The sequence below is a fragment of the Microcoleus sp. S13_C3 genome, from assembly GCF_036700905.1.
Classification (GTDB): Bacteria; Cyanobacteriota; Cyanobacteriia; order Cyanobacteriales; family Microcoleaceae; genus Microcoleus.
In genome coordinates, this window is sequence record NZ_JAUBPT010000107.1 from 1 (window position 1) to 14,982 (window position 14,982).

Annotated in this window: 10 protein-coding genes and 1 tRNA gene; 7 read left to right on the top strand and 4 right to left on the bottom strand. The window is 45.7% G+C overall.

The features are described from left to right. Positions 1–186 precede the first annotated feature (186 nt). Together QUA16_RS24775 and cheB are read left to right on the top strand one after the other, a co-directional pair. Positions 187–2,679, top strand: coding sequence for a hybrid sensor histidine kinase/response regulator (locus QUA16_RS24775; protein WP_333106580.1), 2,493 nt, complete (start codon positions 187–189; stop codon positions 2,677–2,679). 280 nt (positions 2,680–2,959) lie between these two features. Then, complete coding sequence (gene cheB / locus QUA16_RS24780; protein WP_333106557.1) at positions 2,960–4,045, top strand: chemotaxis-specific protein-glutamate methyltransferase CheB; 1,086 nt, start codon at positions 2,960–2,962, stop codon at positions 4,043–4,045. 148 nt (positions 4,046–4,193) lie between these two features. Here the strand turns inward: cheB and QUA16_RS24785 are convergent, their stop codons facing one another. After that, positions 4,194–4,580 carry a response regulator gene (locus QUA16_RS24785; RefSeq protein WP_015175702.1) on the bottom strand — a complete coding sequence of 129 codons (387 nt, stop codon included), beginning with the start codon at positions 4,578–4,580 and terminating at the stop codon, positions 4,194–4,196. 742 nt (positions 4,581–5,322) lie between these two features. Here QUA16_RS24785 and QUA16_RS24790 point away from each other — a divergent pair. Both QUA16_RS24790 and QUA16_RS24795 read left to right on the top strand, forming a co-directional pair. Beyond that, entirely contained in the window at positions 5,323–8,133 is a 2,811-nt protein-coding gene (locus QUA16_RS24790; RefSeq protein ID WP_333106558.1) for a GAF domain-containing protein, read from the top strand. Positions 8,134–8,234: 101 nt separating this feature from the next. Beyond that, positions 8,235–8,306: transfer RNA gene (locus QUA16_RS24795), tRNA-Gln, on the top strand. Between the two features lie 268 nt (positions 8,307–8,574). On the opposite strand, the gene QUA16_RS24800 is transcribed toward QUA16_RS24795, so the two are convergent. Next, the gene (locus tag QUA16_RS24800; protein ID WP_333106559.1) at positions 8,575–8,925 is read right to left on the bottom strand and encodes a transposase; all 351 of its coding nucleotides are present in this window, start codon (positions 8,923–8,925) and stop codon (positions 8,575–8,577) included. Between the two features lie 1,025 nt (positions 8,926–9,950). Between QUA16_RS24800 and QUA16_RS24805 the strand changes: the two genes are divergently transcribed. Then, complete coding sequence (locus tag QUA16_RS24805) at positions 9,951–10,118, top strand: hypothetical protein (protein ID WP_333181401.1); 168 nt, start codon at positions 9,951–9,953, stop codon at positions 10,116–10,118. Positions 10,119–10,183: 65 nt separating this feature from the next. Here QUA16_RS24805 and QUA16_RS24810 read toward each other — a convergent pair whose 3' ends face one another. Further along, positions 10,184–11,461, bottom strand: coding sequence for a serine hydrolase (locus QUA16_RS24810; protein WP_333106561.1), 1,278 nt, complete (start codon positions 11,459–11,461; stop codon positions 10,184–10,186). Between the two features lie 76 nt (positions 11,462–11,537). Here QUA16_RS24810 and QUA16_RS24815 point away from each other — a divergent pair, with 76 nt between their 5' ends. Further along, a complete protein-coding gene (locus tag QUA16_RS24815; RefSeq protein ID WP_333106564.1) occupies positions 11,538–11,726 on the top strand; it encodes a hypothetical protein in 189 nt (62 codons plus the stop codon). Between the two features lie 139 nt (positions 11,727–11,865). Continuing rightward, positions 11,866–12,972 carry an N-acetylmuramoyl-L-alanine amidase-like domain-containing protein gene (locus QUA16_RS24820; RefSeq protein WP_333106566.1) on the top strand — a complete coding sequence of 369 codons (1,107 nt, stop codon included), beginning with the start codon at positions 11,866–11,868 and terminating at the stop codon, positions 12,970–12,972. Positions 12,973–13,255: 283 nt separating this feature from the next. Here the strand turns inward: QUA16_RS24820 and QUA16_RS24825 are convergent, their stop codons facing one another. Next, on the bottom strand, positions 13,256–14,614 hold the full coding sequence (locus QUA16_RS24825; RefSeq protein ID WP_333106568.1) for a D-alanyl-D-alanine carboxypeptidase: 1,359 nt from the start codon (positions 14,612–14,614) through the stop codon (positions 13,256–13,258). Between the last annotated feature and the right edge of the window lie 368 nt (positions 14,615–14,982).

The window sequence follows — 14,982 nt, forward strand, 5'->3', positions numbered from 1 at the left end:
GTAGTCAGTAGTCAGTAGTCAGTAGTCAGTAGTCAGTAGTCATTAGTCAGTAGTCATTAGTCATTAGTCATTAGTCATTAGTCATTAGTCATTAGTCATTAGCAATCGACTGACTATTCAACATAATTATCATTACCAATTACCCATGAGCCATGCTCGCTTACTTATTACTCAACAACATATATGATGATTGAAGATCAAGAACTTCGAGATGTATTTAAAGTCGCTAGTCAAGAACACTTACAGAAACTAGATGACGGATTGCTGTACTTAGAACAACATCCAGACGACTTCGCTAAGTTAGAACAATTGTTGCGGGAAACCCATTCTCTTAAAGGTGATGCTGGGATGCTGGGAGTAAAAAATATAGCATCTTTAGCTCATCAAATGGAGCATATTTTGGGAGGTGTCAAGCGGGGAGAAACTCCACTAAATTCAGATATTAGCGATCGACTTTCCCAAGGTTTAGACGCCATCCGCAAACTCGTTAACGAAGCCGTTACCGGCCAAGATTCCGGCGTTAATACTTTTTACATCCTTGCTAGCATGATGGGTGCTTCTAATCAGCCACAGCCACAGGCTGCCACCTCAATAGTAGAGCCATCATCTTCACAAGTACCAGAACAACCGTTGGTAGAACCGCAATTTACTGAGCCTCCTACCCCAGAACTAGAAACAAATGTTGAAACTTCTGAAGCCCTTACCTTAGAGAAAAATTCCTCTTTTTTACCCCGACAATCCCAGCCAGAATTTCCACTGCAAGCTCAAAACTTGCCTGCACCTTCTGAACCCGCCCCTGCGTCGGCGCCGCCTTCGGCAGTTACTGCATCATCAACCTCATCTTATCGCATTGAAACCATTCGCGTTGCTACTCAAAATTTAGACGATTTAATGACTCAAGCAGGGGAACTTACTGTCACAAAAACTCGGCTAGGACACCGAGTTGCAGAACTCGAACAAATTACAACTTTGTGGGAAGAGTGGAGCCGAGAATACTTTGTAACGAGCTTGACTGTCGATCGGATGCAAATAGATGAAAACGGTATTAAAGCCAACGGTAAATTTAGCCAATTGCAGGATTACTATCAACGTACAGAAGAACGTCTAGAACGTCTCGGAATTTTAGTCAACTCCTTGAGAAATCGAGTTTATGAAGATACTGCCCGACTCGAATTAATCGCTGAGGCATTAGAATCAGGAATTCGCACTCTGAGACTGCTGCCTTTGTCTACTATTTTTAATTTATTTCCTCGAACTGTACGAGACTTAGCGAAACGGGAAGGGAAAGAAGTTGCCTTAGTGATTGAAGGAGGCGAAACTACAGCAGATAAACGCATTTTAGAGGAAATGAAAGACCCTTTAATGCACATGATTAGAAATGCGATCGACCACGGTATTGAAACTGTTGAGGAGCGGAAAAAACTAGGTAAACCTCCCGTGGCTACTCTCCGAATTAAAGGCTATAATATTGCTAGCAATATTATTATTGAAGTTGCTGATGATGGCCGGGGACTAAATCTAGAGAGCATTAAACAAACGGCTGTAAAACGTAATATTTGTACCAGTGAACAACTGGCAGAAATGACCGAATCTCAAGTGCAATCTTTAATTTTTACTCCTGGTTTTTCGACTAAAAAATTTGTTACCGAAGTTTCGGGGCGCGGGGTGGGTTTAGATGTAGTTCGCACTAATGTTGAAGCCCTAAAAGGTAGTATTCAAGTAGAGTCATTACCGGGAAAAGGATGCACTTTGAGGCTGCAAATCAGCACGTCTTTAGCTACAGCGAATGTATTAATTGTCATAGTTGAAGACATTCCTTATGCTCTGCCAGTCGAGTTTGTAGACACGGCACAACAGGTGTCTCAGTCTGAGATATTTGCCATAGAAGGCAAGGAAACTATACTTTCAAAGGGTCAGCCTCTGTCAGTTGCTCATCTGACAGATTTACTAGAATTAAATAATAGACAAGTGTGGGAAAAAAGTCGGTATTTGAAACAGGAAGCCGGGAGCCAAATTATGATAAAAAATCAACAACACTTCCTAAATTTAAATTCAAAAATGCCTTGTATTGTTTTGAAAGTAGGGGAGGAAAGATTGGGATTATTTGTAGATGCTTTGATAGACGAACAGGATGTGGTGATGAAACCTCAAAGTCAATTGCTGAAACGGGTGCGCAATGTTTCAGGTGCCACAATTCTCGCTACTGGGGAAGTTTGTATGGTACTCAATCCCCACGATTTGATAAAATCTGTACGCCAGCAAGTTTCGTCTCGTGGGGTTGGGAGTGCGCGATCCCAACTTGAGACGGCCAGCAGAAAACAAGTTATACTATTAGCAGAAGACTCGATCGCCACGCGCACTCAAGAAAAACGCATCCTGGAAGGTGCGGGTTACGAAGTTGTGACTGCAGTAGACGGGTTGGATGCTTTCCATAAATTGAAAACTCGCGATTTTGATGCTGTGATTTCTGACATACAAATGCCCAATTTAGACGGTTTGGCCCTGACTATTAAGATTCGCGAGCAAAAAGAATACAGTGAGTTGCCGATAATTTTAGTGACATCTTTGGCATCGGATGAAGATAAAAAAAGAGGTGCTGATGCGGGGGCAAATGCTTATATTCCTAAAGGTACTTTCAATCAAGATGTGTTGGTAGACACACTAAAAAGGTTAGTTTAGTCATAAATCATTACTCCTTGGTTATGAGGCATTTGTTATTTACTACCAATTAGCAAGGCCCAATATCCACTGCCCAGTGCACCATTACCAGTGCATCGATGCCCAATGCCCAATACTTTGACTACGCGGTTACTGAGCGACTCGTGCTGAGCTTAGCCACTCGCCCTGCGCGGTTTGCCCGCTCCGCTTCGCCGAAGGGAAGTAAGTCCAAGGGCAGCGCAAGTGCCCTATTCCCCATTGCCCATTGCCCATTGCCCATTCCCCATTTCCCAGCAAACTGATGTTATCGCCCATTAAACTATTGTTAGTTGAAGACTCTCCCGTAGTTACGCTCGTCCTCAAACGAATTTTTGAGTCCTCGCCAGAAATTCAAGTTGTAGGAACCGCTTGCAACGGATTAGAAGGACTAGAATTAATCCCCAAACTTCAGCCCCAAGTAATCTGTACGGATTTGAACATGGCACCAATGAACGGGTTAGAATTTACGGAAGAAGTAATGAAGAAATATCCGCTACCAATTTTAGTCATTAGTGCTTCAGTGCAAGCGAATGATACTCAGAATGTATTTAAAGTGTTAAATGCTGGTGCATTGGATGTTTTTCCGAAACCGATGGGCGGGTTGGTATCTGATTACGCTCGCCTCGCAAATCAATTAATAGCTAAAGTTAAAATCCTCTCAGGAGTTAAAGTATTTACACGGCATCAAAAAAAGATGCCAACAGAATATAATAATCCCATTGTTAAAATCAACGAAGCACCAGTTCATAATTACAAATTCTCCCGGGAAAATGTGAAATCTCCAACTATTAAAGTCTTGGCTATAGGGGCTTCGACAGGGGGACCGCAAGCACTGTACGCGATTATTTCTAAACTTCCGGCTAGTTTTCCAGTGCCTATAATTTGTGTCCAGCATATCAGTGAAGGTTTTTTGCAAGGATTAGTTGATTGGCTGGGTTATGAATCGAAACTGCCTGTTAAGATAGCTTCCTTTGGGGAATTGCCACAAGCAGGGACTGTTTATTTTCCGCCAGAAAAACGTCATTTAGAATTGGACTCTCAAGGGCGATTTGTTTATTCAGAAGCTGCTCATGCTGCGGGACACTGCCCTTCTGTAACGGTGACATTTAAGTCGGTAGCTAATTTTTATAGTCGGGCAGCAGCAGGGGTTTTACTGACAGGGATGGGTAGAGATGGTGCTGACGGAATGTTGGCTATCGCCCGACAAGGGGGGTTGACAATCGCCCAAGACGAAGCTAGCTGCATTGTCTTCGGAATGCCCAAGGAGGCGATCGCCCTCGGTGCCGCCCAATATGTTCTACCTGTCAGTGCGATCGCTCCCCTACTCCTGGCAAAATTAAAAATTTAGGACTTACCTCGCCAATAGTGCAGAATACCCCGCCCCCCGACTTGTTAAAGAAGTCGAGGATCGCAGAGCGCGAGCCCAACTTTTTAGTTCATTAATTACTCAAATTACTTCATTAATTATTCAAAACTGATTTTTTTTCTAAGTCCGATTATTTGATTTTGATAAACTTACCAATTACCTCGCGCAACTTATCAGCATCAAAAGGCTTAGTTAAATACTCTGTGGCTCCCGCCAAACGCCCCTGTACCTTATCAAAGGCTCCATCTCGCGCTGTCAGCATTACGATCGGCAAATTCTGAAACTGAGGCAAGCTCCGCACCGTGCGGCAGAGTTCCAATCCGTCAATACCAGGCATCGAAACATCCAGCAACAAAACAGAAATTTGTTCGTGATAAATCGTTGACAAAGCATCCACTGCATTGTCGGTTACGAGAACTCGAAACTCTTTGCTCAAGGCCTGTTTAACAAGTCCTTGCATCACGACGCTATCATCAACTGCCAAAATAGTTGGTACTTGACTGCTACTTGCAGACATATTCTTCTCCCTGTTTATTTATAGTTCTTGAAAATACCAAACATAATTCCCGCCGTCATTTTTTGAGAGTTGTCTCTGTGCAATAATTGTCAACCCCGTTGGAGCGTTAGTTGAAACTTTAGCCCGGTTTTTTTTACCTCAAACCCGAAACAAGGGATTGGGAGAGTGGTCGATCGGCAATTACAACAGTTGCAAAATGTGCATCCGGGCCCATAAACCCTAAAAGGTCGAGTTTGAACAACTATTGTTACAAAGTTTAACATCTTACCAATCTTTTGTAATTCATCTCCTAACTGTAGTTGAACTCCCGGCTAAGGCACAGCTCGGTAAAGGACACTGGTATTGTGGCACAAACCCCTGATTTAAATCTACCAGCAAGCCAGCTACCCACGATTAGACAAGTCTGTTAAAATACAATTAAACTGATTAAAAAATTCTAGGTAAGCAATCGTCATATATTTGGGAAAGGTGCTTCCTCCCAACACAGGCTCTTAGATTTAGAGAGCTGGAGGTATTCAAAAGCATGGTCAACTGGAAGTATAATTTATATAGTCTTGGATCTGGGGTGCTCTAACTCCCATAACTCAAAAGTTTCCAGATTCAGTCAAGAGGTTAGTCTGAATTTGGCGCAAGCAGCCTGCGCCGAAGTTGCGCCCACAGTCTCCCATCACATAATTCATAGCTTGTTTTTCTCAAAAGTATTGAGAAGGGCGGTTGCCAGCAACTAGACGGGCAGTTACACATGATGAAAGCACCCTTGCCTCTTGGTAAAAAAGTGTTCAAGCTCCATAACATTGACTTGTATCAGCTTCTGGGCTCTGCTCCAGAGGGTTGCTTGGACAATTTGGTCGGTTTGGCAGCTCTGATGGGCCGAACTCCTATTGCTTTCTTGAGCTTGATAGACGGTAATCGCCACTGGTTGAAGTCGCAGTTAGGTATCGATCGAACTTTGGCCCACCGTTACCTGAATTTTTGCGCTCGCGCCCTGGAGCCAACTCCCGAAGAGTTCGCCGTTGGCTCCAACTCAAACTCGGAATTTGAACGGGCAATTTCCCTGCAAAAACCGCCAGTTGCTCCCGAATTGGTGATCGAACTCCCTATAAATTCCTTTAAAGAAGTGCCTGTCGCCATTGTCCGAGACGCTTCCACAGATGTGAGATTTGGCGAGCATCCCCTAACGGTTTTCTACCCCTTCGTGAAATTTTACGCCGGAATCCCAGTTGTGAGCTCAGATGGGCAGGTGCTGGGAGTGCTATCCGTCATGGACTCGGTGCCGCGAGACTTGAAAAAAGAAACGATAGAAGGTCTGCAAGGTTTGAGTCGGCAAGTTGCGAGTTTGGTAGATCTGCGCTGGCAATTAGTCAAAGCCCAGAAACACTTGCCAGAGGTAGAAGATATCACCTCCGACAGCCAGCAAATCTCGGAGTTAGTTCCTGGCTCGAACCGATCGAGCTGGCGTGCGGTACATACGCCACAGAGCAGCACGACAACAATATACGAAACAAAAAAGCTCCCGACGCTGGGGGAAACAGGCAAATCTCAATATGTGTGGGAAGCTTCAGCGGGCATCGGGCGCGCGGACGATACCCAACAAATCCGAGAAAGCGTTGCCGACCCGGGCGACACATCCGATGGCCAACTAACGGCCGCGTCCCTAAAAGAGCGATCTCGCTTGGGAACGCTGCAAGCTAAAGTCGGTGCAGCCCTGGGACAAGGCGGGAAAATATCGGTCATCCTCAACCGCTGCACCGAGGCAATGGTAGAGTACCTCGACGCCACAGGGGCGAGCATCTGGACTTTCAACCAGCAGACAGAGCGGTTAGAACTGCAGGCCAATTCAGGACTTAGCAGCCAAGAGCGGGCACGGGAAATAGAAGATTGGGTGCGAACAGAAGCGGGAAAACTCCAAACGGCTCCTGTGTGCCTACTGTCGAACCAGTCTCTGTGCACCATTGCCTATCCGCTGATTGTGGAGGAGCGGTTGGTGGGGGTGATGGCTCTGGGCAGTAGCGCTTTGACAAGCGAGGGAGCGCTAGAAGTTCTGGGTTGCATGGCTAACGCCATCGCCGTGGCGATCGATCGCGTTACAGCCCGAGAAGAATTGTTGAGCCGCCGGGAAAGCCTGCTCTTCAGCCTCGCCAGCCAGATGCGGAATTCCCTCGACCTCGACAAAATTTTAGATACGGCTGTCAACGAAATTCGCAGCTTGTTGCAGGTTGACCAGTGCTACTTTTTGTGGTACGCCATCTCGCGAGACGGTCAGCCCAGCTTTGCAATCACCCACGAGGCGGCAAATCCCGAACTGAAAGAGCGGCTCACAGAATACCCGATCGAACAAGTAACCCTGCTGGCCGAGAAAATTAGCCACCGCCAAACGCTCCGGATCGGCGACGCTGCAACAGCACTGTGCATCGAACCGCCCACGCGAGCTTTTTTGAGCAGTATCGGGATTGTTTCTAACCTGTTGCTGCCAGTCAAGACTCGCTCCGGTCAAATGGGTGCTGTAGTTTGCAACCATTACAGCAGCCACCGTTCCTGGGCGACGAGCGAAGTGGAATTGCTGCAAGCGGTGGTGGATCAACTGGCGATCGCGATCGACCAAGCCGAACTTTACGCCCAAACCCGGGCGGCAGCCTTAGCCGCTCAAACTCAAGCCCGCCAACTGACGGAAACTTTGCAGAGTTTGCAGCAGAAAGAAGCTCAGCTCATCCAAAACGAAAAAATGTCCTCTCTCGGTCAAATGGTCGCCGGCGTCGCCCACGAAATTAACAATCCGGTTAATTTTATTTACGGGAACTTGACTTATTGCAAGCAGTACATGAAAAATCTGGTGGATTTGTTGCACTTGTATCAAAAGCATTACCCGGAGCCTTGCCCCGAAATACTAGAGAAAAACGAAGAAATCGATGTTGAGTTCATAGTGCCGGATTTGCTGAAAATTCTGTCTTCAATAGAGATGGGAACTGAACGCATCCGCCAAATTGTCCTGTCTCTGCGGAACTTCGCGCGCCACGACGAAGCCGAGATGAAGCCGGTGGACATTCACGAAGGGATTGACAGCACGCTGCTGATTTTGCAGAGCCGCTTGAAGCCAAACGGGCTAGTGCCGGGAATTGAGGTAATTAAAAACTACGGCGATCTGCCGAAGGTAGAGTGCTATCCCGGACAGCTCAACCAAGTATTTATGAATATTTTGGCGAATGCGATCGACTCTTTGGAAAATCAGCCTCCACCCAAGACGATCAAAATCTCGACGGCGGTGGTGGACCCAGACTCGGAGGCTGAGGAGTCAGGAAAGTCGAGGGGTCAAGTTGTGGTGATTCGGATTCAAGACAGCGGGCCCGGATTGCCCGAAAAAGCTAAATGCCACTTATTTGACCCTTTCTTTACCACTAAACCTGTAGGCAAGGGTACGGGGCTCGGCTTGTCTATCAGCTACCAGATAGTGGTGGAAAAACACGGAGGAAGTTTGAAGTGCATCTCGGAACCGGGACAGGGTGCGGATTTCAGGATTGAAATCCCGCTAGCTCGCCCCCCTGAACTCAAAGAATAAACCTGCGGGCGATGGGCTCCAAAAACATTTTTAAAATTTTCTTGTCAAAATGCTTGACAGATTGCTGTGTTTGAATGTTAAGATAGTGAAGGTTAAGACGTTGGGGCGTCGCCAAGTGGTAAGGCAGCTGGTTTTGGTCCAGCCATTCAGAGGTTCGAATCCTTTCGCCCCAGTTAAATTGTGTCCGGTCAATCCATTGTTGAACTCATCGTTTAGACTTAGCGCTTGGCAGAGGAGAGACAAAAAACTTAATTACGACAAACTTACAGCACTTCCGGATGTTATGAGGTACAGTAGCAGCAATTAGTAAACCAGTTTTTGAGATGTTTCGGATTAATTAAGTCAAGAGCCACAGCAATTATGGTGTCAACCATTTTAGGGGTCGTTGGCGAAAACTTTCGCAATAAAGATTTAAGTTGCGACCACCATAATTCAATTGGATTAAAATAGGCGTGAGTATGGGGACAAACACAAGATAGAAGCACCCACCGCTTCAATCATGGGCTTAATTGAATCTACTTTATGCGCTGGTAAGTTATCCATCACTAATACTGCTGGCGACCACAATTGTGGCACTAAACATTGCTCGATAAACACCTCAAATGCTTGGCTATCCATCGAGTTGTCTATGGTCATTAATGCCACTACTCGCTGGAAACTAATTGCACCAATTACTGTGACTTTCTTGCCTCGATAAAAAGGTTTGACCGCATAGGCTCTCGTTCCTCGTTGGAAGCATGAGTTCTGGTTAAACAAGCGTAATACCCCAGTCTCATCTAAAAATACGCTCATTTTTTGGGTCGATATGCTTGACTTTTTCCCAATACTCTAACCTTAATTTCATGACTCTTTCAGTGCCTGCTTGGCTACTTCTCACTGTTTTTTTTTACGATTTAATCCCAACTTTTGTAAGGCGTTACAGATGGCTGTTCTACCCACCCAATTTCCCGTCTTCACAGGCAAATAAATCACACAATTCTAGTAAGGTTGCATCGGGATGTGCAGCTACTCTTTCTCTCAAAAAAGCTGTGGAATTATTCAAATGACTGTATCTCGGTTTCCCCCTGGGTTTCGGCTGTAAATTCCCCTCGATTTTTTGTTGCTTGACCAGTTTTTGAACAGAGCTTTTACTGACGGAAAATATCGCTGCTGTTTTTCTGATCGACAGCTTCTGCTCGATATGGGCTGCTACTATTTTTGCAAAGCAAATCTACTGAATATGCTTTCATTGGTGTATTTTTTTAATCTATTCTTATTGTACCTCATAACACCCGGAAGTGCTGTAATTAGGACTTGCTCATATCATGTCTGATCGAGTGACCGCGATTAAAATGGCGGGTTTTTGAGATTGTCAATTATTGGCAGATATTTTTCGTGAGGGGAGCCCCTACCCTCTTAGGGGTAATCGACCGGACAGAGTATCATAGGATATCAGGAACCGGGTTTATTTCTGCGGGTTTTACCTAACCTAAAAGCATAGATTTATGGTCAAGAAAGTGGTTTCTTTGGTCGTCAGTGCCCCTTTCTCGCAGAAACAGTAGTTGGTGCGTAATATCACTTCTGACAGCGCCGGAATTGTCTAGCAGAAGGAAGAAGGAATAGGGAAGCAGGAAGAAGGAATAAAATCAATCGTTTCAGCCATTAACAACGTCCTAACCGTCTTGGCGGTTGCTATAAATCGAGTCAACATTCAACACTCATATCAAATCCGGTTGCATTGGAATGATTAAACAGGTGTTGACGCAGAGAACACAGAGGAAGAGAACAGAGAGATGAATAATTCCCATGCTACCGCATTTGATATCGGGAGCATCTCAATGAAAGCAGCCAAGCCCAAAATTGGAGCCAGGAGTCAGGAGTCAGGAGTCAGGAGGAAAGAGGAAGAAGGAAGGAGGAAGAAGGAAGAAGGAAGGAGCCAGAAGAAGTGTTTTTACAAATATGAGACGCTCCCTTTGATATCAACCATCCTTCAGTTTTTCGACTAACATTTAACAGTCAACAGTCAAAACTCAATACTCAACACTCAACCCTCAACAGGCCCTACTCAATCTCACTGCAAAGTGCTGGGGCCACGAGCGTTTAGCCGATCGAAAACGTATCGGGAAATAGCCGGAAAAGCTGTTTCGTCCTTGGCATAAGCCGGATCGTCTGCGAAAACAACTAAGATATAAATCGCGCGATCGTCTAAAGTTCTAACAAATGCCGCTTCGCTGCGGGATTTGGAAGTATAGCCCACTTTGGAACCAAAATAAATATTAGTTGGTAAAGATTCGCCGAGAAATCCTTGTATCGAATTGCTGGGGTCATTTTTCCATGCCTTGGGGTCTAAGTCTCTAGTCAGCAAGTAAGCCATTTTGCGGCTTGCGACGCTGGAAACCGCTTGCCTAGTATAGATTTCATATATTAATCTCGCGGCTTGGTCGGTAGTTACTTGATTGCGAATCGGCTGAGAATCATCGCCCCGCAATTGCAAGTCGCGACCGATTGGCCCTTCTTGTCTTAAATAGTATATGGGATAATTTTTGGTGCTTATACGAAGATCATTGTAGCCTGCCGACTGGAAAAATGTGTTAATTTGAGTTCGCTTTTTCAGCCATGTTTGCAATTCTTCTCCTGCGAGCCGTCCGCCGGATTTTGTATCGGTGATTTTGTCTAAAATTCTGCTGGCAGCATCGTTGTTGGAGACGCGAATCATTTGTTCGAGGTCGTTTTTAAAGGCAGATTCTCTTTCCGTAATGATGCCTTTTTCTATGGCTGAGTAAAAGGCTGCCATCCAAAATAACTTGGCAACGCTAGCGGGAAATCGGAGAGTTTGATTTTGATATCCGGCAAAGGTGTGACTTTTGGAATTGCTGACATCAAATAAGGTAATTGATAGCGGTTCGGCGGGCAGTCCTTTGCTGGTTGCAATCTTCACAGATTCATCAACAATCCCTTGCAATTCTTGAGAGTAAACAGGATTAGGAGGTGTTTTGATGTTGTAGCTAAAGGTAGGCTCGCTTTGACGATCGGCTAAATTTTCCGATGGTTCAATTGTCGGAGGCGAGAGTGTTTCTTGAGGCGAGACGGCCTGTTGAGACAAGATGACTGGCGGTTCTGGGGGACGGCGAATTCTGAAGGGTATTGTGACGACCCAAAAGAACGCGATCGCCCCGGCGATTAAAAACAAAATGTTACGGTATTTTAGCCGAGAAAATTTCGTCCTCACTCGGCGACGAGAGGGCACTGGGCCTTCGCTGCTTTGGCGTCGGCGTCCGACGGCGCGCTGGCTGCTTTGGCGTCGGGATTGGATTAGACCGGTTGCATGAATGTTTGCTCGATCAGTCAACCGCAGATACCAGGCAGATGAACTCAGATTAACCCAGATAATTTCAAGAATTGAGAGCGACTTTTGCAAGAGGTCTATGGGGCGTCGGGTCTGGATTGGGCGACGAGAGGGGACTGGGCGCTTGCTGCTGTGGCGTCGGGACTGGACTGGACGCTCGCTGCTGTGGCGTCGGGACTCGATTGGGCGTTGGGGCCCGATGGGGCGGCGTCGGCGTTCTACTTGCATTACAGTTTTGTGCTATCAAACTCGCACGATCAGTTTATAATAGGGCGGCGTCTAAATGACAAGTGTATCGATCTAGTCCGCTGTTGCCAATTTTATCTGTCTACTAGGCTGATTGAGACTTCGAGTAATTGTAAAATTTTCAGGATAGCACTGAGTTGAAGCAAAATCCTTTGAAAAACATGAGAAATTTTTGGAGTCTGGCTGTTTTGGGATTTGCGATCGCCGGCGCGAATAATTCTTTGATACCTGATGTTTGGGCATTTCAGTCTCAATCTGCTACGGGATATGTTGTCGATCGACAAACAGCAGGACAGGGCGCGGATGTAGCGTTTTCCTTGACGCGAGAAAGCGAAAATCTGGAAATAACAAACAAGCCAACTGTTTCCAGTTTTCCGAGTATGTTGTGGGACTTCAACAATTTAGCGGAAATTTCCTATTCCGAATTGCTGAAAGTGCTTGCGAGACGATCGGACTCAAATAATACAGAGAGAGAAACCGTTGCACAACCCGAAGACATAGCACGTTTTGAAAAGGTTGTACAGTATGCAAAACAACAAAATTTGCACGATCGCTCTATGGGAGAAATCGTCCAGGCAATCGCCAATAATTTCCTAGGGAAGCCCTACGCCGCTGGTTTGCTGGACAAATCCGGCGAAGAAAAGTTGCTCGTAACTTTGAATAAATTTGATTGCGTTTTATTTGTAGAAACCGTTTTGGCGATCGCCAGGGGCGTAGCAGTACAAGATTACGACTATCAAAATTTTGTAAATCGCATAGAAGAACAGCGGTATTTAAACGGTAAAATGAACGGTTATTGCAGCAGATTGCACTATTTTTCCGACTGGATTAACGACAATCAAAAACGGCAAACTGTGGAAAATATCACCGCCGAATTAGGCGGAGTGCCCATGAATAAAACACTAAATTTCATGAGTCAGCACCGCAGCAGTTACCCGCAAATGCTCAAAGACGAAGCAACTTATCAGTGCATAGTCAGCCAAGAAGCAGACTTAGCCAAAACTCCTGTTAATTACATCCCCACAAATCGGATAAAAAGTGTTTATTCTCAGTTAAAACCGGGGGATATTGTAGCGGTAGCCACCGATGTTAAAGGATTGGATGTCACCCACACAGGTTTAGTCTACCGCAATGCCGACGGCAATATGGGTTTAATTCACGCTTCGCCGGCTGGGGAGGTAACAGTTGCTTACGACTTACAGAGATATATTAGCAGAGTCGAAAGTGCGATCGGCATAGTAGTCGCTAGGGCGAAAACACCTAATTAAATTAGTTTGTACTCCTAGGTTGCATCAGCTTGCATTATTTTAGCTGCCAATTCACAATTTCTGTACTGATATCAAATCCGGTAGCATCGTCCTGTATTCATCTCTGTATTCTCTCCCTCTGCGTTCTCTGCGCCCTCTGCGGTTAAATCATTCCGATGCAACCGGAAACGATATGACGCACCCTACCAAGTAGAGAAACCGGGTTTTTTGCCGAATTTGCGGATGGCAACCCGTCTTTTTGTAAAAAAACCCGGTTTCTGGGCCCCCATGCGTCAGCCTCAAATCAATTGACAATTTCGCTGCGAGATACCTTACTCTTTCTAGCAGGATTTGGCGTTAATTCCGGCGGCGAAACTTGAACACTTCCCCACTCATTCAAAAAGCTTTTCAGCAAAACCTCTTGCTGAGTGCGAAATGTCTCGACATTGGCCCCTCCATTCATAATCACAAACCACACAGTTTCTTGTTTTTGAGTTGGCAGGGCTCCGCCCAAAGCGCTAACATTATCCAAGGTGCCAGATTTGACTACTGCTAATTTTGGAAGCGCCCGTTCTGCCAGTATTCCTTCATCTTTCCCAACTACAGTTAAGACATCAGCAACTGTCATGCTGTAAGGTTCAAGATAGCGTTCTAAAGCTATAAACAACGCGCAAGCAGCCCGGGGAGAAATGAGATTTTCTTCGCTCAATCCCGAACCGTTGACGAGTTGAATTTCTGCGGGAGGAACTCCGGTTGCTGCTGCTGCTTTTTGCGCGACTGTTTTAGCGCCACCGACAGTATCAGCTAGCATATCTGCCATGAGATTGTTGCTGTACTGATTCATTTTTTTGATCAGTTCAGCGAGGGGCAAAGAATAATGTTTGACTAAAGGCTGCACGTCATTGGGAGATGCTGACAAAACTTTTACAGAACCCTCAATTGCTATTTGGGGTTTCGGCGTATTTGGAGGCAGGGTTTGATACTGGGCGGCGGCTTCGCTGGGCCAGATTTGACTGTTCAATCCTTGTTTGAGCAATTCTCCCGATTTGAGGGGATCAAGTTCAAAGTTCATGTAAAACTTATCGACAATTATCAAATTGCCACTGACTCGCTTGATGCCTTTTTGATTTAAGGCGTTACCGAGGGCGATCGCCTCTTCCCAAACAAACAACGGATCTTCGCTTCCGCCCACAATTAAATCGCCTTTTAATACGCCGTTTTCAATTTTTCCCGTTGTACCAATTAAGGTAATAAATTGATGTTCCGGCCCGAATTGTTGCAGCGCTACGAGAGATGTTGCTACTTTGGTAATAGAAGCGGCTGACAGAGGAACGGTACCTTGATGATTGGCTAGCAAAGTATTGCCAGATTGTATCCAGACGCCTTGGTTTTCTTTTGCAAAACCTTGGGCTGCCAACTCGTTGAGATATTGCTGAATTTTGGTATTTGTGGGGGTTTCGGGATTGCTAGCAGAGACTATTAAGGGTAAGGGCTTCGGCTGACTTGGTTTAACCGGCGGCGGGGAAGATTCAGCTACAGGAGAGGGAGAAGATGCAAGTTGAGGTGATTCAGTAGCTGCACATCCGGCAATAATTGTGAGAAGGGCGATCGAACTCGCAGCAGTCAAGTAGCGGTTTTTCAGCATTACTTTAATTTTTTTCATAAAATGTACGATCGTCTGTTCGGCACGCCCGATGGAAAGTTTAGCATTCTTCTCGCGCGTGGGGCGAGCCTCCGGATCTGCATTACCAAACTCCCGAACCGCTAAAATTGCCTATCTTCTTCCTTCTCCATCTTTCTTCGCGCACTTCGCGTCTTCGCGGTTCGTTAAATATATCTCCTTGAAATGCTTCGGAAACCCATCTTCAGCGCCTGGGTCCTTCACCCCAGGCCGATCGCTCTCACAAATTTTCGATAAACTGGTTTATCAAAAAACTGGGTTGAAAACCCCGTCCTTCTAGGACGGCTTTAATTGTAACTTTTCATTACGCCATACTCCGTTTTGTGCTGATTGCGGTAGCATAAGAGTGG

Bases quoted from the DNA above. Each gene is read 5' to 3' on its own strand.
- QUA16_RS24775 (WP_333106580.1), top strand. From the start codon at position 187: ATGATTGAAGATCAAGAACTTCGAGATGTATTTAAAGTCGCTAGTCAA.
- QUA16_RS24790 (WP_333106558.1), top strand. From the start codon at position 5,323: ATGATGAAAGCACCCTTGCCTCTTGGTAAAAAAGTGTTCAAGCTCCAT.
- QUA16_RS24825 (WP_333106568.1), bottom strand. From the start codon at position 14,614: ATGAAAAAAATTAAAGTAATGCTGAAAAACCGCTACTTGACTGCTGCG.
- QUA16_RS24805 (WP_333181401.1), top strand. From the start codon at position 9,951: ATGAAAGCAGCCAAGCCCAAAATTGGAGCCAGGAGTCAGGAGTCAGGA.
- QUA16_RS24800 (WP_333106559.1), bottom strand. From the start codon at position 8,925: ATGAGCGTATTTTTAGATGAGACTGGGGTATTACGCTTGTTTAACCAG.
- QUA16_RS24785 (WP_015175702.1), bottom strand. From the start codon at position 4,580: ATGTCTGCAAGTAGCAGTCAAGTACCAACTATTTTGGCAGTTGATGAT.
- QUA16_RS24820 (WP_333106566.1), top strand. From the start codon at position 11,866: ATGAGAAATTTTTGGAGTCTGGCTGTTTTGGGATTTGCGATCGCCGGC.
- QUA16_RS24815 (WP_333106564.1), top strand. From the start codon at position 11,538: ATGGGGCGTCGGGTCTGGATTGGGCGACGAGAGGGGACTGGGCGCTTG.
- cheB (WP_333106557.1), top strand. From the start codon at position 2,960: ATGTTATCGCCCATTAAACTATTGTTAGTTGAAGACTCTCCCGTAGTT.